We start from the raw sequence: 22,845 nt of genomic DNA on the forward strand, positions 1-22,845 counted from the left end.
CCTAAATGCCCATGTCGAAAGCGCGGGTGCGCTCGCGAGCGAGGGTTGCTGTCAGTTCATTGGCGATGCTGTGTTCGGGCTTGGGATCGATGCCGAGTTCGCGGGTTTTGCCGCGCAGCAGGCCTTCGACCTGCGGATCGCGTTCAAGCCCCTTCGCCAGTTCGGTCAGCTTGGCCGACACACGGGCAGCGCCTGCGCGGTCACCCTGCTGCTCAAGCTGCTTGCGTGCGGCACTCAGCCCCTGCCAGTCCCTGACAAAGCGCTCGGATCGCAGCGCCGGATCGGTGCGCACGGTGGCTTCGTGCTGCATCGCGCGCATGGCCTCTTGGCTGCGCCCGCCAGCGGCGTCTGCAATCAGCTCAGGCCGCCGATCCAGTGCCTTGGCGAGATCGGTGGCGGCATGGGGGCGCATCGCGTCGAGCGCCTTTCCTGCTTTCTCCAGTGCGTCCTTCTGGTGCGGGAGGACAGGCAAGCCTTGGACCTGCATCGTGCCGATGTCGCCTAGCGCGCGAGCGTAGCGTTCGACCGCGCGGCGCTGCTCGTTCTGCGTGTTCGACTGCACCGGAAGTGGCTCAAGCTGGCGGGCCTGTGGGCGGAAGTTTCCGAAGATCGATTTGGCCTTCTCCGGCACCTGCCGAACCATCTCGATTATGCGCTCGTGGAAGCTGATGCCGCGCAATTCGGCGAAAGCCTGCTCGGGCTTGTAGTCGCCCGCCATATCCTTCCCGCGCTCGCGGCTGAGCGTGCGGACAAGTTTGGACTGGCCGGCGAAGTCATCGCGGCCATAATGCAGCGCCAGCCCTTCGCGGTGGCGCGACATGGCGACATAGGCGGAATGGCTATCCATGCCCGGTGTGGCGAGCACATGGGTACGGTCCACCGTCATGCCCTGCGCCTTATGGATCGTGGCCGCGTATCCATGATCGATGTGGCCATAGTCCTTGGTGTCGAAGGCAACTTCGCGGCCATCGTCGGTGCGCACGGCCATATCCTGTGCGCTGGCTTTCGCGACCGTCCCGAGTGTCCCGTTCTTCACCCTAAGCCCGCGTTCGTTGCGCAGGAAGATGATGCGGTCGCCTGACGCAAACTGGCGCTCGCCACGCGCCACCTTGATCGTGGCATCGGCACCCAGTGCTCCAGCCGCACGCATCTTCTCGCGCGCCATGTGGTTCAGCTCGCGCACCTCGTCATTGGTGTGGGTGAGGATGATTCGGCTGCCGCCAGGGCTGGCTTGCCGCTCCTCATTCCAGCGCTCAATCAGCGTCGTTCGTGCATCCTCTCGCGTGTCGGCGACATGGACCATGTCGCGTTCTTCATAGGTGCGGATCGCATCGCCGGTTCGGCCCGTGGCGAGGTGCCGGGTCGCGTCCTGCTGCCATGCCGAAAGCTGGCGGCGAACTTCGCTGATCTCGACGCCGCCGTGGCGCTCGTGGATTGCGCGGAACGCCGCGCCTGCTTCGATGGCCTGAAGCTGCTGCTGGTCGCCGACCAGGACAACCTTCGCTCCGGCCTTGGCGGCACGGGAGAGCACGCGCTCCATCTGGCGCGTGCCGATCATGCCTGCTTCGTCGATCACGAGCACATCCTTGGCGGTGAGTTGCTCGCGTCCTTTGCCCCACTGATGCTCAAGGCTGGCGATGGTGCGCGATGCGATGCCGGAGCCGTTTTCCAGACCCTCGGCGGCGATGCCGGAGAGGGCAGCGCCGCGCACGGTATAGCCCGCGCTTTCCCATGCCTCGCGCGCCACGCCCAGCATCGCGCTTTTGCCGGTTCCGGCATAGCCGACGACCACGGCAAGACCCTTGCTGTTGGTGACATGCTCGAAGGCAGTTTTCTGCTCGCCGGATAGGACCAGGCCGCGCTTCACCGCGCTGGCAAAAGCGGCGTCCCGCTGCACAACACTGACGGTGTGTTTGGTGCGCTGCGGCAATGCGTCTGCGGCACGATGCAGGCGCTGTTCGGTCTCGATCATCGCCCGCGAAGTGAAGCGATCCTGCCCGTGACCATCCTTGCCCAAGGCGACCAATTCGGAGGAACTGCGCACCGCATTGTAGGCTGCGTCGAACTGCTCCTTGCCATCGCTGTGGCGGTGAACAAATGCGGCAAGATCGCGCTTGGTGAACGTGGCTTGGCTGTGCGTGATTGCGTCCAGCGCCAGAGCGGGATTGGCGATGATCCGCTCGCCATTGCGCTGCGCGATGGCGCGGTGTTCCTCGATCCGCTCGGCCTCAAGGCCGCGACCGCCAATGCGAGAGGCAGCGGGGCCGATCTTGTCCTGCGGTTCAAGCGCAATGCCCTGCGCTTCCAGGCTGCGGTGATCGATTCGCGCATCGATGTCGCGTTCCGCCAAGGCGCGGTTGACATGGTCGGCCCAGCGCTCGCGCCATTGTTCGATCAGCGCGGTCTTGTTCCAGTCGCGGACCTTTGCGCCAAAGCCGTCTTTGGACACTTCGCGCATCGTGAGCATGACATGCGCGTGCGGCTTGGCTTTGCCGTCTTCGCCAATATCCCAATGGACGTTGAGATCGGCAATCATGCCCCCAAACGGGCCAGCGTCGACGAACTCGGCTTTCACGAACTCGCGCGCCAGCTTGACGTTGTCCTTCTTCGACAACTCCCGCGGCAAGGCGAACTCGACCTCGCGGGCAAGCTGCGCATCCTTACGCTTCTCCGCAGCTTCGACCGCGTTCCACAAAGTGGCCCGGTCGGTGAAGGCGTCGGGCGCGCCTTTGGGCAACATCACTTCGGAATGAAGGACGCCTGCCTTGTTGGTGAAATCATGATCGCGGTCGATGCGTTCATCGTGCAGCCGCTCACCAGCACGATAGGCCGCTGCCGCAACGGCGCTGCGTCCGCTCGACCTTCCGATGACCTTTGCGCTGAAGTGAAAGATTGCCATGACGGCAATCCAGTTACACCGCAAACGCCACGTCGGCACGACGTATAAGCGCGCCCTCTCATGATAAAATCCTGATCGGGACTAGGCGGTATCACACTGTCCCGGCGACCTTACTGCATTGGGAAAGCTCACCGATTATCATGGCTCCATCACACCAACGATGGAGATGTCCCATGCGCAAACCCCGCGATTTTGATTCGGAACTGAAGGCCCTTGCTGACAAGGCAAAGCAGTTGAAGGAACGCCGCGTGCACGACCTCGGTGCGCTGGTCACGGCAACCGGAGCCGACGCGCTCGACGCTGAAACCCTTGCAGGCGCGCTGCTCGATGCTGCCGCCAACACCGACAAGGCGACAGGGGAGGGCTGGCGCAAGCGCGGCGCGGCTTTCTTTCAGGGCAAAGGGAGCAACGCTTCGAGCGGACCTGGCCAGCAGCCGGAAGGCACTCTCCCGCTCGGTGGCGGCGCGGCATCGGCTTGAGGCGGCAAAGGCACGAACCGACATGCGCGAATGGCAGGTCAAACGACGCGAACGGACCCGGCAACTGATCGAACTGGGCGGCCTCGTCGCCAAGGCCGATCTGGTCGAACTGACCGACGATGATCGCGCGGCGCTCTACGGCGCGTTTCTCACCGTTGCCGCCAAGCTGCGCGGGCCGGATGGCGCGCAGGCGCTGGTGCTGTTCCGGCGCAAGGGAAAGCGGGCGTTCGAGGCGGAGAACTCAGCCTGATCAGTGAAGGGGCGCGGTGCCCACGTGGAATTATGAGGATATACAGGTCATTCACATTGCTCTGCGAAGGTAGCAACGACTAAATTCAGTGCGAGAGGTAATAATGACCTACAGGACCATCGCATTAGACAAACTTGACGTGAACCAAGCCAATGACCGGCATGGCGAACTGGAAAATGAAACGGCGGCGATTGCTTGGCTGTTTTCCAATCACGGCGCGCAGATGAAAAAGCTGGCGCGCGACATTGCGTCGACGGGTGGGATCTATGAGCCGCCGTTGGTTTACCCGAGCGATGGCAAGTTCGTTGTCTACGATGGCAACCGGCGCACGACATGCCTTAAGCTGATATCAAAGCCCAGGCGTGCACCGTCCATCGAACTACAAAAGTTCTTCTCCGACCTTCACGGCAAATGGAACGGAACGATCCCCACCGCCATAATGTGCCGGGTCGAAACCGACCGGGACAGGATCGACGAGATTCTCTTCCGTCGGCATACCGGAAGTCAGGGCGGTGTCGGTCAGGCGAATTGGGACGGTCGCATGAAGACCACCTTCGTCAATCTGACAGGTAAGGGCGGCGGTCTGAATGTTGCCGACGAGATCGAAGAAAGGTTGCGCGAAGCCAAGATGCTTCCGGGCCGCAAGAAAATTCCGCGCACCAACCTCAACCGCTTGCTTTCGGCCGAGGCCTTCCGCAACCGGGTCGGCATCTCCTGCAACAAGGGCAAGTTTCAGTTCATCCGCAAGGAAGATGCTTCGCTAGCGGCTCTTGCCCGCATTGCGAAAGACCTCGCCGACAAGAAGATCACGCTCGATGATGTATGGGATGTCGAGCGCAAATCGGCGTATTTGGACCAACTTGAAGGTGAGGGTGTTCTTCCCACCGCAGCCGATGCGATTGAGCCTTCCAAGAAGAGCAAGAAGACCCAAGCCAAACCGCTGCCGAAGCCAAAGGCAAAGAAGCCCGAACGCCGTACTCACCTTATACCGCAGGAAGATTATGGCGTTGCGTGGGCAGGGCGTTTGCAGCGGCAAAGGGCAATTTGGGAGGAACTGCAATTTGCATTGGAATTGGAACATCACCCCAATGCGATTGCGGTGCTCTGCAGGGTGCTGCTCGAACAATCGGTCGATAACTATCTGGTGAGAGCTAAGCTGACGACCGCTTTCGAGCACGATGCATTGGCCAAGAAAATCATTTCCAGCGCGGAGAACCTTCACCAGAAGGCCAAGATCGATAAGCGCTATCTCGAAGTGATCCGCAAGGCACGCACGATTGATGCGATCATCTCGGTCGATACGCTTAATAAGTATGTCCACTCGTCGCGGCTTGCGCCATCGCCTGATCACTTGACCGCCATTTGGGACACCTTTGCCGAACTCATCGTGCTTTGCCTCAATGAGTAGGAAAGCGGCATCGGCACATTGGACCGACGAAAAGCCGAAGCGCCGCCAGACACGGTTCTTGAAGCGCTTTATCGTATCGTCGGACAATCATAGCTTCATAGGGCGCCTGTACGATCTCGGTATCGTCAGCATGAACTTTGATTCGTATGATGATTTGGCCAAGTACCCGGACTGTAAATATGTGGTGGATACGGTTAGCAGGGTCGAATCCCTAACTCGCCGGGTCGAGTCACTAAACCTGGCCGGGAACATGCTCTGGCCTGAACCTTTCCCGGACGACTTTAAGAAGCTTCCGATCACGCGTTATGAATGGCTGACCGTCACGGCGGATTTGTTCATCATTCGCTATGTGTCGGTGATCGACTGCGCGCTTCTGCTCATCAATCAGGTGCTCGAAGCAGGACTCGCTGACCGTAACTGCACATATTCGCGGTTGAAACGTGCTGGGCTTCCTGATGCCATATCGAGCCATCTGAGAGCCATGCTCGATGCGCAACAATCGATTCGGGACGAGCGCAATATGCGCATCCATCATGGTTTGGAACGCTCATTCACCGACGATGATGTCACCTTCAAACTGGCCTCGTCATTCACCGATAGAGGTAATGGCATGACGGGGTTCGATTATTACGGGCGACCAATCAATCTCGATATCTCGTTCAGGGAAGGGTTGGTCTGGATGCAAAAGGATTTTGTGCGGCACGCAAATGCTCTGCAAGATCAGCTTGATGCCCTCTATGATCTCTTGTGGCCGGAGTTTGAAGACCGGTTTGGTCCCCTAGTGGCGGTTGCGACCCATGGACTCAATGCCGGGGCCAGAAGGTCGCGTCCATGAGCGGGGTCGATCCCGAGTGCTATCCGCCCGACAATTCCTCGGATGCGACGGTCTGCAGCGAATGTTTCGATGACATCGAACTCACGGAGCGCATCGAGGCTTATGAAACCTCAGGCGAATGCACCTATTGCGAGACAGACCGAGAATTTATCGCCCCGTTTGACGAAATCGCGGAATTTATCGGCGAGCGCATGTCGACTTTTTATGGGCGCGCGGTTGATCAGCTTCCATACGATGGTCGGGAAGGCGGCTATATGGCGTGGCACGTCGACACATTCGATTGCCTGTACGAGTCCATCGGTCTTCCACTGACTTCCAAAAATGAAGAGCGGCTGCGGAACGATTTGGCGTGGCATATCGGTGATGATGCGTGGTGCGATTACGACTGGCTGTCGCTGGAAATCGATCAGAGCCTGCTGAGCAGCTGGGACCAGTTTTGCACGGCCACCAAAGGCGTGAGACGCTTCTTCTTTCACAATCTGGGCGAACCAGAATCGTACCATCCGGACGAGCGCTCGGTCATCCAGTTTTTGCATGAAGTGACGGCTCTCATTGAGGCGATGAACCTCGTACAGACCATTCCTGTCGGCTACCCGCTGTTCAGAGCGCGTCCGCACGAGGGCGAGCCTTGGACCACGCCGCTTGAGCTGGGGCCGCCACCAGTCGAGGCGGCGCTACAATCCAATCGGATGAACCCACCGGGCATTCCGATGTTCTATGGGGCCGAAACAGTGCAACTCGCTGCATTGGAGATTAGGGCGCTCCGCGCGACCATTGGCGAGTTTCGCACGCTGCGCGAGATACGGCTCATCGATCTGGCCAACCTGCCCCCGGTTCCCGGTTTCTTTTCCGAAGCTACGCGCGAAGAGCTACAAGGGCTTTCATTCCTGCACCAGCTCACCGCGGTCATGGCAGAGCCGGTCCCGCAAAATAACCGGGTGAATGTGGATTACATCCCGACACAAATCCTGACCGAGTTTTTCCGCGATTACGGGTTTACGGGCGGCGGGGTCGATGGGGTGCGTTACATAACATCGCTGGGCGTGGCCGGAGCCAACACGGTCTTGTTCGCAACGCAGGACAATGTGGTGACTGATGGAATGGCCGCTTCGGGTGCACGCTGGATCGAACTGGTCGGGACGCAGGAATACACGGCATAGCCTCATCCGCCTCTTTGATAGAATAACGGATGCAAACACGTTCGATGTTTGCTCGGGATCAATCGCTGTCCAGTCCTATAACTGGTGGACATTCGACCGGGTCCTCGCGCCACAAGCTGACTGGCAGCCTTCGTAGAAATCACCCAAAAATCGGACCAGTTGCTTATCGGCCCAATCACAGCCAGACCGAGCGCCGATCCACCATCCGCTGAAACCCTGCTGCAAACGAGGATGTCCTTGCTCGCAACAAAGTTCGTCTGCCGTCAGCAGACCGTGTGAACACGAGCGTGGAAGAGCCAACACGCCCGCGCCAGAGTTCGGCAAATCCTTCGGCATTTTCCTTGCGAGCGCCCAGCGCAGCGGGGACGGCGTGGTAATCGACCCGCTTTTTCAGGCCGAGCCATGAATTGCGCACCAGCAGGTATCGTGGGTTCTGCACCGGCCCGAGAATTTCTGCGATTGCCTGCATGACCTGCCGTTCGGCGGCCCGGCTCACGCCGGTCAGGACGATATCCTTTCGCCCGTCGAGGCTAGTGCGAATTTCGACGTGAGCGGTATCCACTTCGCGCCCGCTAATGACGTCGGCATCGACCAGCGACCTCAAGACAACACGGGTCACCGATTCCAGACTGCCCTCCAAAGTACCGTTGCGCCAAACGAGCTTCCCGGCCTTTGCCAGACGGGGCAGGCTCGCGAGCGTGGCAACACCGGCAAGCCCCATCGCGATGACCCCAATTCCTTCGTAGGATGCCAGCCCCCGCAGTTCGTTGGCTGCTGCAAAGGCTCCGCTACCCGCCGCGCTCCACCCTAGGGCCTGCAGGGTATCGAACCAGCTTAAAGCGCGCGGTGCGTAAAGGGGAGTCGCGGTTTCGCGCACCTGCGCCCGCTCGGCCCCTTCACCGAGCGACACCTTCCAGCGCTCTGCAATGGTGGAGCGGTCTGCTGCTGCTGCAAATGTCTTGAGGTTCGCGAATGCTGCCGGTTTGGAAGGATCGAGGCCCAGGCGGGCAACACCGTCTTCGATGAGGGTGGACGCTCCATTGGAAATCCCTTCGAACGCCTTGAAGCGGCGAGCGACCACTTCAATGTCAGACAACCCAGGTGCGCCTCCATCGTTGAGAAAGCCCCAGTTGAAAGTTGAGACGACCGCGTCCCAGCTTTCGCGATCCTCCGGATCGACTGTCGCCAGATGCCAGATGTTGGCTACCTTGTCGGGCCTGGCCGGATCGATCCGGATTGCTCGTCCGCGCATCTGGTTGGACAGCATGAAAGAAGCCGTATTGCTCGCAAGCACCAGGCTGTTGAGCGCTGGCGCATCCCATCCCTCGCCGAGCAGCGACTGCGTGCCAACGAGTAAGCGAATATAGCCGTGTGTGAACAAGGCCGTGACGAGGCGGACCAGTTCAGCAGTGCCACCGGTCCTGCATTCGATACGCACATGGTCTGGGCAGCCGGACAAATCGCCTGCTCGAAAGCTGCCGGGATCGAGGCGCAGCTCCTCGGCAACGCGGGGCAGCTCCGACAGAGCACGCCTGGGAAGTATGACCAGGCTGCCTGTCAGAACCCCGAGATATTCATCGGCGATGCCTGATCGTCTAAGCTTCTCGAAAATCGGCACCACGCCGAGCTTGGCAGGCTTGAACTCTGCATCCGGACGGTTTGGCAGCTCGCCAGCGCGAATATGATCGGACAACACGACCATGCGCAAATCGCCGTCCAGCGCATCCTGTTCGGCATTCGCGATGTCCACTATGGAATCCAGCTTCCCGAGGCTGGAAGTCATCAGTTTGAAGACTGAACGTGTGTGCTGCAGCCGAACGCGACCACCTTCGATCAGGCCATGACGATTCAGTTGATCGCGCAGGCACTTGAGCCGCGCCGGATCGAGCGGAAATGAGGCCGTATGCTGCGATATCACGCCGTCAAGAAAGCGTTCGAGCCAGAAAAGCGATGGCTGCGGTACATTACGCGCCGACACGCCCAGCAGTCTGAGCGGAGGGCGTGGCAGCTCACGTCCAGCTGATACCAGCAGAACGAGCGTTGCCGATAGCATCTCGGGCGCTTCGAGGATCTCTTCGACATGCGCTTCGGAATCCGTCAGCCAGGGGTGTTCTGCCAGCCAGTCCAGCAACCCGTCGTCTTGGCGCAATTCCATATGCAGCGAACCGATGGCCGCCCGCCTTCTATCGAGCAGCGCCAGAGCATCTTCGGTCGGTTCCGACAGGATGAGGTGATCCTGATGAGGACAGAGATCGCCATTGCGCACCAGTTCGGGAATGCCGATTTCGAGGTCTATCGGCCCGCACAGTTCCTCGTAGCGAGACCATTCGGCGAAGCTGGCATCGTAAGGGGGTGTTGCAGTCAGCGCGACCAGACGGACATCCTCTAGCCGGTTGGCCAGCTCGTTGAGGCATTTCCACCACTCCCGGCGCAGATGATGGGCTTCGTCCAGAACCAGCGTCAGCGGTCCTCGACCATTCAGCTTATCAATCAGCGCATCGAGTTCCTCGCCGCGCCGCAAGCTATCGAGCGACTGGTAAGTCGCCAGAGTCAGTTCCTGGAAGTCTGCCAGATCGCGGGAGATTGCCTCCGTTCTCGGCGGCGTGTCGAGAAACAGCGGGCAAAGGCGGTGTGCCCACTGCTCGCGGATGGCGATTGTCGGGGCAAATACCAGCGTCGGCCTTCCGATACGACGTACGATCTCCAGACCCAGGACCGTCTTCCCCGCCCCAGGGGCGGCAACTACATGCAGTCTTCCATCATCAAAATGCTCGTCCATCTCTTCAAGGATGCGGGCTTGATAGTCCCGCCAGGTCCCCTTGAAGTTCATGTCCTTGAGCATTTTGCCGAAATAGCGATGTCAGCGCTATCCGACTATTCCTACGTCAATGATGTCCTCAAGTTAGCTAGCTGGGGTCGGACTGTGCGTTCTCCAGAGGCGTTTCGAGTCGTGCGCGAAATCCGGCAAAGATGGCGCGGAAATCCATCGCTGCCGTCGCAAATTCGCGCGTGCCAACCGCAAGATCGCGTCGAGCGAAAAAATTCTCAGAACTAAGGGCAAAGAAGCGGCATGTCCGTAATGGTCTCGGACCGTCCATAGACGGTTCAAATCATTCAAATCGTTGACGAATTGCCCGAATCCCAACTGAATCTGACCCTTGCGCCCTTTAGAAAAGTTCTCATTATGTTCCGTAGAGGGGCTGCCAATGTCAAAGTGAGAACGCCCAATGTCCAATACCGAACGCATCATCCGACTGAAGACCGTGCTTGACCGCACAGGTCTCTCTCGCTCCACCATCTATCGCAAGATCGCAGAGGGGACTTTCCCGTCACAGGTGAAGATTAGCGTGCACGGTGCAGGCTGGCATGAGTCAGCCATCAACCGCTGGATCGCCGATCCGGCTCATTATTGTGAAGAGGAACCGGCGGAATGAGTGCTCCGCAATCGGTTGAGCCGATCTGTGTTAGGGTCAATGACGCTGCCCGCATGATCGGCGTCGGGCGGACAAAGCTCTATGAGCTGATCTCCAGTGGTGAACTCGAAGCCGTCAAGATCGGCAAGGCAACGCGCATCACGACAGCCAGCTTGCATAGGCTGGTTGAGCGGCATCGGGCATTAAACTGACTAGGCCGCGAACTCGCAATTGGACAGTGTCAGAGCGCGCCATTATGTTGCACTCAGGCGCTCCGCGAACCGCGCATTTATTCAGCTTTATGGACAAAACGCTGAACCGAACCACCGTTAAATGAACTTAAATGTGGGGGAGAGTGTGGGGGAAGACCTGCCTTTGTTCCAAGAACAGAATTGATATCAAAGCGTTATTTTTCCGGTTCGATTCAAGCCCTGCCACCACTTTCCTTCCTGCTCCCGCCGGTTTCACGTGAAACACTGGCCGCTAGGGCGTGCTGGAGGGGGTCTGACTAGGGTCAAAACGGAGCAAGCAGGGGGCAGGCGTCCACCAGAGGCGTGCTGGAGGCCCGCGAAAACGCGCAGCGCCCGCCCGCCCTTGCCACCGAAGCAGCGAGGACGGGCGGGCGCGCGGTTGCGACCCTTTACGACCCTTGCAGGCTCTTCCCGATCAGGCGGCCAGTTGCTGTGCAGGCTGATCGGCCCAGGCCAGACCCGGCACGTAGCGCGCGTCGACCTTGCCATCCTTCAGCGCAAACAGATGCAGCCAGCCATTGTCGAACAGCGCCCGCACCGAGGGATGCTTTTCAAGGATCTTGAGCATTTCCTCGCGCGGAGCCTCGATCATCACCGAAAGGCGCAGCGGTTCGTGCTGGAGCGCATCGCCATCATGCACCGCCTGCCATGGCAGGCCAGCGCGCAGGCGGCCACCATTGCCCTCGATTACCCCGATTCCGCCGACCACATTGTGGATCAGCTTGTTCCCGCCGCCGAACATCTCGGGCGCGACGCTCGATCCGAAATATTGCAGCGAAATCCAGCTTGCCACCACCACTGGTGCAGTGATGATGAGTTCGAGCGTACCGAAGCCGGCATCCGCCTGCCAGTCATAGGAATGCAGGAACGCCCTGCCGCCAAGGTCGCGGCCCGCGGTTGCAGTGCGCGGTGCGGCGATGAAGGCAGCGCATCCGGCCAGACCCCATTCTGGGCGGATTTCGGCCCAGTTCTGCGCGCGCGCCGGGATGCTGGCGCCGCTGGCACCGGGGATACGCAGCGCCCGTTCGGCCCGGGCCACCTTCGCCGCCTGTGCCAGCCATCCGCGCACCTTGGCAATATCGCCCTCGCGCTCGGCAGGCAGGCCATCGTCATAGATGGTGATCGCATCCGTGGTGGTGTCGTGCAGGCCCGCCACAAACAGCGTGTCGGCCGGAACCTCAACGCCGCGTGTCGCCAGACCGGCGCGGGTTTCGGGATCATTGAGCAGGATCGCCAGCAGCCGCGCCGAAACCTCGCCGGTGTAACCACCGCAGGCGCCGCAGTGATAGGCGCTTTCATGCGGGTTGTTGGTGACATTCCCGCCGTGACCCAGCAGCAGCACGATTGCCCCGTGATCCTGCTTCAGGCTCATCGCCTTGAGCACGGCTGCGCCGGTATCGGCCTTGGCCTCGGCGCTCATCCCACCGATCACTTCCGGAGCGGGTTCAGCCTTGGCCTTGGGCGCAAAGCCGAGCGCCGACTTGACCAGCTTGACCGCATAGACCGGCCCCATCGCCTCGACAAAGGCGAAGGAGCTGACCGCCGCTTGCCGGAACCGGCCCCAAGCCCGCGCCGTGCGGGCGTTGATGCGGGTGGCCTGATCTTTCGCCGGATCGCCCGCACTGGTGGTGTTCACGCCGGGGTTGAGCAGCACCGGCAGCCGCGCTTCAAGGATGTCCGATCCATGCGCGTGGTGGGCCAGCGGCAGGCCGAAAAAGCCTGCAAAACCGATGGTTGCGATCGAGTTGTCGATCCCTTCGAGCGCGCGGCGGAAGACTTCGGAACGCACGTCGATGCAGAAGGCGGCCTGAAGGAAGGGGCGTGCATCGGCTGCAGGCGCGGTGCCTTCAATGTCTTTCGCCAGAGCGGCGGCAAGGCGGCGCTGGTGGCCACGATCGGCAGCGTCCTGGAGGATGGCGAGCGCGACGTCCTGCGCGCTCGCAGCAACCGGTGCAGCGTGGGCGGCGACAGATTGAGCCCACTGGCCTGCAATCGCGGGGGTCTGCACCAGCAGCGCCTCGTCCCAGATCAGGCGGATCGCGAGCAGATCGATCAGAGTGCGATCGGTGTTGCCCGCCAGTTCGGCCTGCCACAGCAGCCAGCGCGCGTGCTGCGCCCAGCCGCCAAGGCTCATGGTCAGGCGGTGGAAGGCGGTGGGTGCGGCCGCATCGGAGATGCCGAGCGTTTCGGCGGCTGACAGGATCGCACGCTCGGCCGTGTCCGGCGCGCTGGCAACATGCGCGCAGAAGCCGTCGAGGCCTGCGATTTCAGGGGTCAGATCATGCATCGCCCACGCGCGCCATGCGGCAAAGGTGTCGGAGCCGGGGGCGGGCGACCACAGCGCCTGTCCGCGGTCGAACTGGCCGGCGGCCCACAGGCCGATGCACTTGTCGATCAGCGCGGGCCAGTCGATCCCGGTCGCCTCTGCGGCAAGGTCGGCGACGGTCGGCAGTGCCTGCGGGGCAGGGTCATCGCCGAGCTGTTCGGCCACTTCGCGCAGCGCCAGCGTGTTGCCGGGCTTGAGCGGCGAGCTGCAGGCTGCAAGCGCATCGGCCAGATCATCGGCGCTGATCCGGCCTTCGGTGATGGCTGCGGCATAATCGGCGCCCTTGCGGGTGACGCGCACACCTGCAACGCGGGCGAGGCGGGCAGCGGCGGTGGCGAGGTCTTCTTCGGTCTGGCCGAGGAAGGGGTTGACTGCCACGGTCGCATCAAGCGGGAAGGCCGGGGGAATGGCGCGCGCGGCGGCTTCGGCAGCGTCGAGCACCGCTGAAAAGCGGGCCGGGGCGATGTCTGCGTGGTTCATCAGCATGGCGATGTCTCCGAAAGAGCGAATTGTCAGCGAAGGGTGGTGGTGCCGGTGGTGCGGAAGCCACCGATCGCGCGGTCGAGCAGGGCGTTGAGATAAAGGCCGTTGGCCAGATGCACCCGGAACCCGGCGGTGGCGGGGTGGTGCGCCCACAGCGGGAACAGCGCCTGTGCAAAGGCAACCAGGCCGAAACTTGCGACCGCCAGCACCAGCAGCGCCCATTCCAGATCGGTCGGCATCGGGGCTGCAGGGAGCAGCGGCCCCCAGATGGCCTGCGCGATCGATTGGAAGCTGAAGTAACCCACCGCAGCAGCGATGGCAGCGGTGATGGTGCGGGTGGTGAGTGCGGCAGGCGCGCGTCCGGCAAGACCCTGCGCGACGAGGTAGGCCACCCCGAAGATCAGGATCGCACCGAGTGCCAGCGCCTGCGGCGACTTGGGGCCGAAGGCAGCGGTGAAGGCGGCGGCGATGGCAGCGAAGATGGCGAGGGCCAGCGTGAAGCTCTTGAGCACCGCGGCAATGCTGGGCGCGGCAACCGGGCCGGGGCGGCGGATGCTGGCGACTTCGGCCACCGCGTTCCCCGAGGAGAGGAAGGCGTGGGCCTTGTAGAGCGAGTGTGCGACGATGTGCAGCAGCGCGAGTGTCCAAAGGCCAAGCCCGCACTGCAGCAGCATGAAGCCCATCTGCGATACCGTCGACCAGGCCAGCGCGGTCTTGATCGCGCTCTGGGTGAGCATCACGGCTGCGCCGAACAGCGCGGTCAGCCCGCCGATCAGGACAAGCGCGGCCATCGCTCCTGTGCTGGCCTGCACCAGCGGCGCGGCGGCGATCAGCAGCACGCCGCCCGAATTGATGATCCCGGCGTGGAGCAGGGCAGAGACGGGGGTGGGGGCCTCCATCACCTCGGTCAGCCAGCCGTGCAGCGGGAAGGCTGCGGTCTTGAGCGCGGCGGCGGTCACGATCGCAGCCACGCCAAGCGTGCCGACAAGGCCGAGGCCGGAAGGCGCGGCAGTTGCCAGAGCGGCGAGATCAAGCGTGCCGAAGCGGGCGAACAGCAAGCCTGCGGCGATCACCAGCATCATGTCGCCGGTGTGCCAGACAATCGCGAACTTGGTGGCGGCGCGCTGCGCCTCGGGCCGGTCGGGATAGAACAGCAGCAGGCGCTTCAAGGTCAGGCCGACCGCGATTGCGGCGAGGATCATGGTTGCCAGCGTGCCCGCCTGGGCGAACACCAGAACCGCTGCGAGCGTGGTCAGCATCAAGCCGTGGAATGCGCCCTCGCGCGCCTCGCCATCGATATAGGTGCGGCTGTAGCGCATCACGATCCAGCCGATGAAGCCGACGAGGCTGGCAACGCTGGCGCTGACCAGATCGCTGCGAAGGGAGATGGCGAAGGCGCCGTCCAGCAGAACAAGACCCGGGGAGGAGGCAAGGGCGGTCTGGACAAGGCCGGCCAGCGCGAGCGCAAAGGCGATGAAGGCTGCACCCTCGGACAGGTGCGGCAGTTTGCCGGGGCGCTTGCCGGGCTGTGCGAGCGCGAACAGGATTACCGGCAGCAGGGCCAGCGGGGCAAGCATGGTCAGAGCGACGGACATGGAGGGACTCCGGCAGCGAGAGGATGTGTGACGCTTTGCCGGATAGGGGGTGGACGAAATTAAAGAAAATACATATTTTGGAGCGAAACGTTCTTCCAAACCGAACAATTTTGCCGGAAAACGCCGATGTCGACGCTCAATCTCCACCATCTGCGCCTGTTCCGCGCCACCGCGCGCGAAGGGACACTGACGGCGGCGGCCAAGGCGCTCAATATCTCGCAGAGCGCCGTCTCCACCCAGATCAAGGCGCTGGAAACCGATCTCGGTCATGATCTGTTCGAGCGGCGCGGGCGCAATCTGGTGCTGACCGAGGCGGGGCGGATCGCGCTCGATTACGCCGATCAGATATTCAGCGCCTCCGAACAGCTCACCGCCACTTTCCGCGCTGTCGGCGGCCAGCGCAAGGTGCTGCGCATCGGCGCGCTGGCGACCTTGTCGCGCAATTTCCAGATGCAGTTCCTCGCGCCGCTGCTGGGCCGCGACGATGTCGAGGTGGTGCTGCGGTCCGGCACCCAGGCAAGCCTGCTGCGCGCGCTCGAGGCGCTGACCATCGACGTGCTGCTCACCAACCAGATCCCGGCGCGCGATGCTGCCAGCCCCTATCTGGTGCGACGGATCGACGAACAACCGGTCAGCCTTGTCGGCGCGCGTTCGCGTCTGGCACTTGCGGGGCAGGGCCTGGCGCGTTTGCTCACCACTGCCCCGTTGATCCTGCCGACACCCGAAACCGCTCTGCGCGCCGGGTTCGATGCGCTGATCGAGCGCATGGGTATTGTCCCGCGCATCGCTGCCGAGGCTGACGACATGGCGATGCTGCGCCTGCTTGCCCGCTCCGATGCGGGGGTGGCGGTGATCCCGCCGATCGTGGTGCGCGACGAGCTGGCCAACGGCACGCTTTACGAATTGTTCCAGCTGCCTGACATCACCGAGCAATTCAGCGCCGTGACCATCGCGCGCACATTTCCCAATCCGCTGCTGCATGAGGTGCTGGACCCGGCAGGCGCCGGGGCAGGCGCCGGGGCAGGCGCGGCAGCGGGACTTGCGGCGAGCAGGGTCGGGCAGTAAGGCCCGCGACCGTCGCAACAAGTTTCATGCAGGAAATGCAAGTCCCCATGACCGCCCCCCTGACCGGCCGCCCCGTCATTTCTGCCACCGGGCTGTTCACCCCGACCGAGAGCATCACCAACGAAGAGCTGGTCGCCAGCTTCAACGCTTTCGTTGACCGCCACAATGCCGCGCATCCCGATGCCGAGCCGCTGGCCTATTCTTCCGTCGAATTCATCGAGAAGGCGAGCGGGATCAAGGCGCGCCACGTGATGAGCAAGGCGGCGATCCTCGATCCCGATGTGATGTGCCCGCGCCTGCCGGAACGCGCGAACGATGAATTGTCGGTGATGGCCGAAATCGGCGTTGCTGCCGCCAGACAGGCGCTGGAGCGCGCAGGCCGCAAGCCGGAAGATGTCGATGCCGTGCTGTGCGCGGCTTCGAACATGCAGCGCGCCTATCCGGCGATGGCGATTGAAATCCAGCAGGCGCTCGGCATCGAAGGCTTCGGTTTCGACATGAACGTTGCCTGTTCCTCTGCGACCTTCGGGATCCAGACAGCGGCCGATTACATCCGTGCGGGCAATGCCCGGTCGGTGCTGGTGGTCAGCCCTGAAATCACCTCGGGCCACCTCAATTGGCGTGATCGCGACAGCCACTTCATCTTCGGCGACGTGGCGACCGCGGTGCTGGTCGAGGACGCCGCGATCGCCGCCGCGCAGCATTGGGAAATCCTCGGCACCAAGCTGAAGACGGTGTTCTCCAACAATATCCGCAACAATTTCGGCTTCCTCAATCGCGCCGCACCGGAAGGCGAAGGCAAGGCGGACAAGCTGTTCGTCCAGGAAGGGCGCAAGGTGTTCAAGGAAGTGGTGCCGATGGTGGCACAGATGATCTGCGACGAGGCCGCGCGGCTCGGGATTGCGCCGGACAGTCTGCGCCGCTTGTGGCTGCATCAGGCTAATGCCGGGATGAACCGGTTGATCGCGCATAAGGTTCTGGGCCACGAGGCGAACGAGGACGAAAGCCCGACCGTGCTCGACACCTATGGCAATACCTCCAGCGCCGGTTCGATCATCGCCTTCCACCAGCATTCCGACGATCTGGCGGCGGGCGATACCGGCCTCATCTGTTCTTTCGGCGCGGGCTACTCCGCCGGCACCGTATTCGTGCGCAAGGTTGCCTGAACGGGCGCGCCGCCTTGCAGGCATGCGCGGGCATCCCTAGAAGCTGAGCGATGGCAGGCGAAATCCTCGACAACAAGGGCCGTGGCGAGGCCGATTGGAGCTGGCCCGCGGTTCATCCGGAAGGGCGCAAGTTCGGGCTGATCGCGGCTGCAGCAAGTCTGTTCTTCCTCGTGATCGGCTGGGAGATCCTCGGCTGGCCGCTGATGATGCTCGCGGTCGGGATCATGGCCTTCTTCCGCGATCCCGAACGTGTGGTGCCGCAAAGCGACAGCGCGATCATATCCCCGGCTGACGGGCTGGTGACGATGATCGCCGAGGTCGAGCCGCCGCTGGAACTGCAGATCGAGGATGGATCGGGCCATGGCGGTTTGCCGTCCGGGCCGGTCACACGGATTTCGATCTTCATGAGTGTGTTCGATGTCCACATCAACCGCACGCCGGTGGGCGGAACGGTGCGGCGGGTGGTCTATATTCCCGGTCGTTTCATCAGCGCCGAGCTCGACAAGGCGAGCGAGGAGAATGAGCGTCAGCATATTCTGGTCGAACGCAGCGATGGGCTGAAGATCGGGTTTACCCAGATCGCCGGGTTGGTGGCGCGGCGGATCGTACCGTTCGTCAAGCCGGGTGATATTCTCGCCAAGGGGCAGAGGGTAGGCCTGATCCGCTTTGGTAGCCGGGTCGATGTCTATCTGCCGGCGGGGACTGATGCGGCGGTCATGATCGGGCAGACGGTGATCGCGGGCGAGACGGTGCTTGCTGAAATCGGCCAGCGCGCACTGATTGAAGGTATTGCCCAGTGAGCCGTACGCCTCGCACACATAATGGTCGCCCGCGCGGTGCGCGCAAGCTTCCCGGAGCGCGTTTCTTTCCGGCCCGGCTTGGCCCCAAGGCAGCCGAGGACGAGGAAGACAGCGAGGCGGGTGTGCGCGGGGCGCGGGGGACAATTGCAGGCGGGCTGACGCTCCGGGCGATGTTGCCCAATGCGATCACGGCGGCGGCGCTGTGTTCTGGGCTGACCGGCATCCGCTTTGCAATCGAAGGGCAGTGGACCTTCGCTATTGGGCTGGTGGTGCTGGCAGGCGTGCTCGACGGGATCGACGGGCGAATTGCGCGGCTGCTCAACGCTCAGTCGCGCTTCGGCGCGGAGCTCGACTCGCTGGCCGATTCGCTGTCCTTCGGCGTGGCGCCCGCGCTGATCCTGTTCATGTGGTCGCTCAAGGAGTGGCCGAGTTTCGGCTGGTTTGCCGCGCTGGCCTTTGCGATCTGCTGCGCGCTCAGGCTGGCGCGCTTCAACGCGCGCATCGATACCGAGGATCAGCCGCACAAGTCCGCCGGATTTCTCACTGGTGTTCCGGCGCCGGTTGGTGCAGGGCTGGCCTTCACCCCGTTATACCTGTGGCATGAGACCGGCATGGAGCTGTTCCGTAGTCCGGTGGTTATGGCCCTGTGGCTAACCCTGATTGCGGCGCTGATGATTTCGAACATGGCAACGCTCAGTTGGGCCTCGCTGCGCCCGCGCCGTTCGATCCGGTTGGGGCTTATCGCTTTTGTGGCTCTCGCCTTTGCTGCCCTGCTGCTTGAGCCGTGGTGGACGCTCACGGCGATCAGCGCGGTCTATCTGGCGCTGATGCCCTGGGGACTGATCAAGTACGGGCGAATCAAGCAGCGGCGCAGGCTTGAAGCGACAGCGGCCGCATCTGACCCCGGCGACGTTCAGCCATAGTCCGACGCGGGGCGGCGCGCAGGCGCATTTCTTGCGGTTCGACCTGCACCGTAAAACCGGCGCGCAGCAGTGCCTGCTCCTCCATCAGCCTGCCATAGGCGACCTGTGCCTTCAGCAGGCAATCGGCAATGACGAGCACCGCGACAGCCCCGGCGATGGCGGTCAGAAATGCGATGGCGATTGCGATCATGACGTGTCCCCTGAATGTCCGTTCGTTCTTTGTTCTCGCGCCTTGTTCCCTACATGTTCCAATCTGTCAAGCGCCTTTCCGCACGCCATCGCGACGAATTTTCGCAAGGCCTGCGCAAAGGGGGCTGGATTTCCCCGCGCGGTGCCGCTAAGGGCGCGCTCGCTCCGGCACGGGCATGAGGTTCGTCGCTGAGGGGCAAATTCGCATGGAAGGCGCACATACCGGTGCCGTAGGCGGGATCTCCGCCCGCGCGGTTCCAGCCTTCCAGAGGAACAACCGGAAAGGAATTACCTATGGCGGCACCTGTCGTCACCATGCAGCAATTGATCGAGGCCGGCGCTCACTTCGGCCACCAGACTCACCGCTGGAACCCGCGCATGAAGCCGTACATCTTCGGCGCGCGCAACGGCGTTCACATCATCGACCTGTCGCAGACCGTGCCGCTGTTCGCGCGCGCGCTCGACTTCGTCGAGCAGACCGTGCGTTCGGGCGGCAAGGTGCTGTTCGTCGGCACCAAGCGTCAGGCGCAGGAGCCGATCGCTGAAGCTGCGCGCATGTCGGGCCAGCACTTCGTCAACCATCGCTGGCTGGGCGGGATGCTCACCAACTGGAAGACGATTTCGGGTTCGATCCGCCGCTTGAAGAGCCTCGAGGAAATGCTTTCGGGCGACACCTCGGGCTTCACCAAGAAGGAAGTCCTCCAGCTTACCCGTGAGCGCGAGAAGCTGGAACTGTCGCTTGGCGGGATCCGCGACATGGGCGGGATTCCGGACGTGATGTTCGTGATCGACGCCAACAAGGAAGACCTGGCGATCAAGGAAGCCAACGTCCTCGGCATTCCGGTGATCGGCATTCTCGACACCAACGTCGACCCCAACGGCATCGCTTTCCCGGTTCCGGGCAATGACGATGCGAGCCGCGCCGTGCGCCTCTACTGTCAGGCGATTGGCGAAGCCGCGCTGGCCGGCAAGGGCAAGTTCCAGGCCGACGTGTCGAGCGACTTCGGCGCGATGGCCGAACCCCCGGCCGAAGCTGTCGTCGCTGACGAACCGGCCGCTGAAGACGCCGAAGCCTGATCTTTGCACGGGTGATTGACCCAAGCCGTCAATCACCCGTCACAATCCCCCTCTAGCGCGCCCGGCATTGCTCCGTCCCCGGTTGGCAGGGCCGGGCGCCTGACAACACACACAAAGGAATTTCTCATGGCCGATATTTCTGTCGCCGATGTGAAGAAGCTGCGCGAGCGCACGGGCGCTGGCATGATGGACGCCAAGAAGGCGCTGACCGAAGCGGGTGGCGACATCGAAGCCGCGGTTGACGCACTGCGCGCCAAGGGCCTCGCCACCGCCCAGAAGAAGTCGAGCCGCACCGCGGCCGAAGGCCTCGTCGGCGTTTTGGTCGAAGGCACCCGCGGCGTTGCTGTCGAGATCAACTCTGAGACCGACTTCGTCGCCAAGAACGACAAGTTCCAGGACTTCGTCACCAAGACGACCGCTGTTGCGCTTGCGCTCGGCACCACCGATGTCGAAGCGCTCAAGGCTGCTGCCTATCCCGATGGCGGCACCGTGGGCGAGAAGCTGACCGACAACGTCGCCACGATCGGTGAAAACCAGCAGATCCGCCGCATCAAGGCGGTTTCGGTGTCTCAGGGCGCCGTGGTTGCCTACATCCACAACGCCGCCGCTGAGGGCCTCGGCAAGATCGGCGTGCTGGTCGCGCTGGAATCGGATGCTGATGCGGACACGCTCGCGGCTCTGGGCAAGGACATCGCCCAGCACGCGGCGGCGATGTTCCCGCAGGCGCTGGACGCAGATGGTCTCGACGCTGAAGTGATCGAGCGCGAGCGCAAGATCGCCGCCGAAAAGGCTGCCGAAAGCGGCAAGCCTGCCGATGTGCAGGCCAAGATGGTCGAAGGCGCGGTCAAGAAGTTCGCCAAGGAAAACGCGCTGCTCAGCCAGATTTTCGTCAAGGATGGCAAGGCGACGGTGGAAGAATACATCGCCAAGACCGCCAAGGACGCAGGCAAGTCGATCAAGCTGGTCGACTATGTGCGCTATCAGCTTGGCGAAGGCATCGAGAAGGAAGAAGTCGATTTCGCCGCGGAAGTGGCGGCGGCCGTCAAGGGCTGATCCTGCTTCACGACAATCCAGCGGCCGTCGCAGCTCCCATGCTGCGGCGGCCGTTTCCTTGACCGCTGCCAGCTTACCCTTTGCGCATTGCCGCTTTGCCGGTTAAGTGCGGCGCAGCCAGATTCCACCCGGAGCATCACACCCCCATGTCCCTGCCGACAATCAAGCGCGTCCTCCTGAAACTCTCGGGCGAAGTGCTTATGGGAGGGCAGCAGTTCGGGATCGATCCCGAATTCGTCGCAGAGTTGGCGAAAGAGGTGAAGGCGGCCAAGGAAACCGGCCTCGAAATCTGCCTCGTCATCGGCGGCGGCAACATCTTCCGCGGCATGGCGGGGGCGGCCAAGGGGATGGACCGGGCGCAGGCCGATTACATGGGGATGCTGGCGACCGTGATGAATGCGCTCGCCATGCAGAACGCGCTGGAACAGCTCGGCGTGCAGACCCGCGTGCAATCCGCGATCGAGATGGACAAGGTGTGCGAGCCGGTGATCCGCCGCCGCGCAGAGCGCCATCTGGAAAAGGGCCGCGTGGTTATCTTCGCCGCCGGTGTCGGCGCGCCCTATTTCACCACGGATAGCGGCGCTGCGCTCAGGGCTGCGGAAATGCGCTGCGATGCGCTCCTGAAGGGCACCAGCGTCGATGGCGTCTATGACAGCGATCCCAAGAAGAACCCCGCAGCAACCCGTTTCGAAACCGTGACTTACGACAAGGTCCTCGCCGACAATCTGAAGGTGATGGACGCCTCGGCCGTGGCGCTGTGCCGCGACAACAAGATTCCGATCGTGGTCTTCTCGATCCGCGAGAAAGGCAACCTTGCCCGCGTGCTGGCAGGCGAGGGCGTCCAGACTATCGTCCAGGACAGCTAAGAGCAAAAGGAACCCAGCCATGCCGCAATATGACAAGGCCGATGTCGAGCGCCGGATGAAGGGCGCGGTGGAATCCTTGAAGAGCGATCTTCAGGGCCTGCGCACCGGGCGCGCGAATGCAAGCCTGCTCGATCCCGTGGTGGTCGAGGTTTACGGCGCGATGATGCCGCTCAATCAGGTCGCCACGGTCTCCGCGCCTGAACCCCGGATGCTGTCGGTGCAGGTGTGGGACAAGTCGAACCTGATCGCGGTCGAAAAGGGCATTGCTCATGCCAACCTCGGCCTCAATCCGATCATTGACGGCCAGACCCTGCGTCTGCCGATCCCCGATCTGACGCAGGAGCGCCGCAAGGAGCTGGCCAAGCTGGCCGACCAGTATGGCGAAAAGGGCAAGATCGCGATCCGCAACGTGCGGCGCGATGCGATGGAAAGCCTCAAGACCGACGAGAAGAAGAAGGACATCTCCGAGGATGACCGCAAGCGCGCCGAAGACGAGGTGCAGAAGCTGACCGACGCCAATGTAAAGGACGTCGATGAAGCTGTGGCCAAGAAGAAGCAGGAAATCCTGACGCAGTAAGGCGGGCAGGAGAGTGGGAACAGGCTTGGA

Annotated in this window: 20 protein-coding genes; 15 read left to right on the forward strand and 5 right to left on the reverse strand. The window is 62.4% G+C overall.

Annotated elements, in window-relative coordinates:
• Position 1 precedes the first annotated feature (1 nt).
• A complete protein-coding gene (gene traA / locus CHX26_RS08400; RefSeq protein ID WP_104941976.1) occupies positions 2-2,899 on the reverse strand; it encodes a Ti-type conjugative transfer relaxase TraA in 2,898 nt (965 codons plus the stop codon).
• 173 nt (positions 2,900-3,072) lie between these two features.
• Here traA and CHX26_RS08405 point away from each other — a divergent pair, with 173 nt between their 5' ends.
• From CHX26_RS08405 to CHX26_RS08425, 5 genes are all read left to right on the forward strand, one after another.
• Positions 3,073-3,378, forward strand: coding sequence for a conjugal transfer protein TraD (locus tag CHX26_RS08405; protein ID WP_104941977.1), 306 nt, complete (start codon positions 3,073-3,075; stop codon positions 3,376-3,378).
• 22 nt (positions 3,379-3,400) lie between these two features.
• Positions 3,401-3,628, forward strand: a complete 228-nt coding sequence (locus CHX26_RS08410; RefSeq protein ID WP_104941978.1) for a conjugal transfer protein TraD — start codon at positions 3,401-3,403, stop codon at positions 3,626-3,628.
• 103 nt (positions 3,629-3,731) lie between these two features.
• Positions 3,732-5,036 carry a hypothetical protein gene (locus CHX26_RS08415; protein WP_199797820.1) on the forward strand — a complete coding sequence of 435 codons (1,305 nt, stop codon included), beginning with the start codon at positions 3,732-3,734 and terminating at the stop codon, positions 5,034-5,036.
• Entirely contained in the window at positions 5,029-5,871 is an 843-nt protein-coding gene (locus CHX26_RS08420; RefSeq protein WP_104941979.1) for a Cthe_2314 family HEPN domain-containing protein, read from the forward strand. The genes CHX26_RS08415 and CHX26_RS08420 overlap by 8 nt, the downstream gene beginning before the upstream one ends.
• Positions 5,868-7,031, forward strand: coding sequence for a HEPN-associated N-terminal domain-containing protein (locus CHX26_RS08425; RefSeq protein WP_104941980.1), 1,164 nt, complete (start codon positions 5,868-5,870; stop codon positions 7,029-7,031). The genes CHX26_RS08420 and CHX26_RS08425 overlap by 4 nt, the downstream gene beginning before the upstream one ends.
• 175 nt (positions 7,032-7,206) lie before the next feature.
• On the opposite strand, the gene CHX26_RS08430 is transcribed toward CHX26_RS08425, so the two are convergent.
• Positions 7,207-9,873, reverse strand: a complete 2,667-nt coding sequence (locus CHX26_RS08430; protein WP_104941981.1) for a DEAD/DEAH box helicase family protein — start codon at positions 9,871-9,873, stop codon at positions 7,207-7,209.
• 385 nt (positions 9,874-10,258) lie between these two features.
• Here CHX26_RS08430 and CHX26_RS08435 point away from each other — a divergent pair, with 385 nt between their 5' ends.
• Positions 10,259-10,465 carry a helix-turn-helix transcriptional regulator gene (locus tag CHX26_RS08435; RefSeq protein ID WP_104941982.1) on the forward strand — a complete coding sequence of 69 codons (207 nt, stop codon included), beginning with the start codon at positions 10,259-10,261 and terminating at the stop codon, positions 10,463-10,465.
• Entirely contained in the window at positions 10,462-10,656 is a 195-nt protein-coding gene (locus CHX26_RS08440; RefSeq protein ID WP_104941983.1) for a helix-turn-helix domain-containing protein, read from the forward strand. The genes CHX26_RS08435 and CHX26_RS08440 overlap by 4 nt, the downstream gene beginning before the upstream one ends.
• Positions 10,657-11,110: 454 nt before the next feature.
• On the opposite strand, the gene CHX26_RS08445 is transcribed toward CHX26_RS08440, so the two are convergent.
• Both CHX26_RS08445 and CHX26_RS08450 read right to left on the reverse strand, forming a co-directional pair.
• Positions 11,111-13,501 carry a YbcC family protein gene (locus CHX26_RS08445; RefSeq protein ID WP_199797821.1) on the reverse strand — a complete coding sequence of 797 codons (2,391 nt, stop codon included), beginning with the start codon at positions 13,499-13,501 and terminating at the stop codon, positions 11,111-11,113.
• A gap of 32 nt (positions 13,502-13,533) precedes the next feature.
• Positions 13,534-15,099: a proton-conducting transporter transmembrane domain-containing protein gene (locus CHX26_RS08450; RefSeq protein ID WP_104941985.1), complete on the reverse strand. Its 1,566-nt coding sequence runs from the start codon at positions 15,097-15,099 to the stop codon at positions 13,534-13,536.
• Positions 15,100-15,225: 126 nt separating this feature from the next.
• Here CHX26_RS08450 and CHX26_RS08455 point away from each other — a divergent pair, with 126 nt between their 5' ends.
• From CHX26_RS08455 to pssA, 4 genes are read left to right on the forward strand one after another with little or no spacing between them, the layout of a single operon-like run.
• Positions 15,226-16,164, forward strand: a complete 939-nt coding sequence (locus tag CHX26_RS08455) for a LysR family transcriptional regulator (protein ID WP_104941986.1) — start codon at positions 15,226-15,228, stop codon at positions 16,162-16,164.
• A 47-nt stretch (positions 16,165-16,211) separates the two neighbouring features.
• Complete coding sequence (locus tag CHX26_RS08460; protein WP_104941987.1) at positions 16,212-17,330, forward strand: beta-ketoacyl-ACP synthase III; 1,119 nt, start codon at positions 16,212-16,214, stop codon at positions 17,328-17,330.
• A gap of 50 nt (positions 17,331-17,380) precedes the next feature.
• Entirely contained in the window at positions 17,381-18,130 is a 750-nt protein-coding gene (locus tag CHX26_RS08465) for a phosphatidylserine decarboxylase (protein ID WP_104941988.1), read from the forward strand.
• Positions 18,127-19,053: a CDP-diacylglycerol--serine O-phosphatidyltransferase gene (gene pssA, locus CHX26_RS08470; protein WP_442956907.1), complete on the forward strand. Its 927-nt coding sequence runs from the start codon at positions 18,127-18,129 to the stop codon at positions 19,051-19,053. The genes CHX26_RS08465 and pssA overlap by 4 nt, the downstream gene beginning before the upstream one ends.
• Here the strand turns inward: pssA and CHX26_RS15640 are convergent.
• Positions 18,989-19,243, reverse strand: a complete 255-nt coding sequence (locus tag CHX26_RS15640) for a hypothetical protein (protein ID WP_146107685.1) — start codon at positions 19,241-19,243, stop codon at positions 18,989-18,991. The two genes, pssA and CHX26_RS15640, sit on opposite strands and share 65 nt — an antisense overlap.
• Before the next feature lie 293 nt (positions 19,244-19,536).
• Between CHX26_RS15640 and rpsB the strand changes: the two genes are divergently transcribed.
• The 4 genes from rpsB to frr all read left to right on the forward strand — a co-directional run bounded on the left by rpsB (position 19,537) and on the right by frr (position 22,815).
• Positions 19,537-20,319, forward strand: coding sequence for a 30S ribosomal protein S2 (gene rpsB / locus CHX26_RS08475; protein WP_104941989.1), 783 nt, complete (start codon positions 19,537-19,539; stop codon positions 20,317-20,319).
• Between the two features lie 126 nt (positions 20,320-20,445).
• Positions 20,446-21,372 (forward strand): translation elongation factor Ts, encoded by a 927-nt coding sequence (gene tsf / locus CHX26_RS08480; RefSeq protein ID WP_104941990.1) that lies wholly within the window; start codon positions 20,446-20,448, stop codon positions 21,370-21,372.
• Positions 21,373-21,518: 146 nt separating this feature from the next.
• On the forward strand, positions 21,519-22,238 hold the full coding sequence (gene pyrH / locus CHX26_RS08485; RefSeq protein ID WP_104941991.1) for a UMP kinase: 720 nt from the start codon (positions 21,519-21,521) through the stop codon (positions 22,236-22,238).
• A gap of 19 nt (positions 22,239-22,257) precedes the next feature.
• Entirely contained in the window at positions 22,258-22,815 is a 558-nt protein-coding gene (frr, locus tag CHX26_RS08490) for a ribosome recycling factor (protein WP_104941992.1), read from the forward strand.
• Positions 22,816-22,845 lie beyond the last annotated feature (30 nt).

Origin of the sequence: Porphyrobacter sp. HT-58-2, assembly GCF_002952215.1 — a bacterium.
Classification (GTDB): Bacteria; Pseudomonadota; Alphaproteobacteria; order Sphingomonadales; family Sphingomonadaceae; genus Erythrobacter.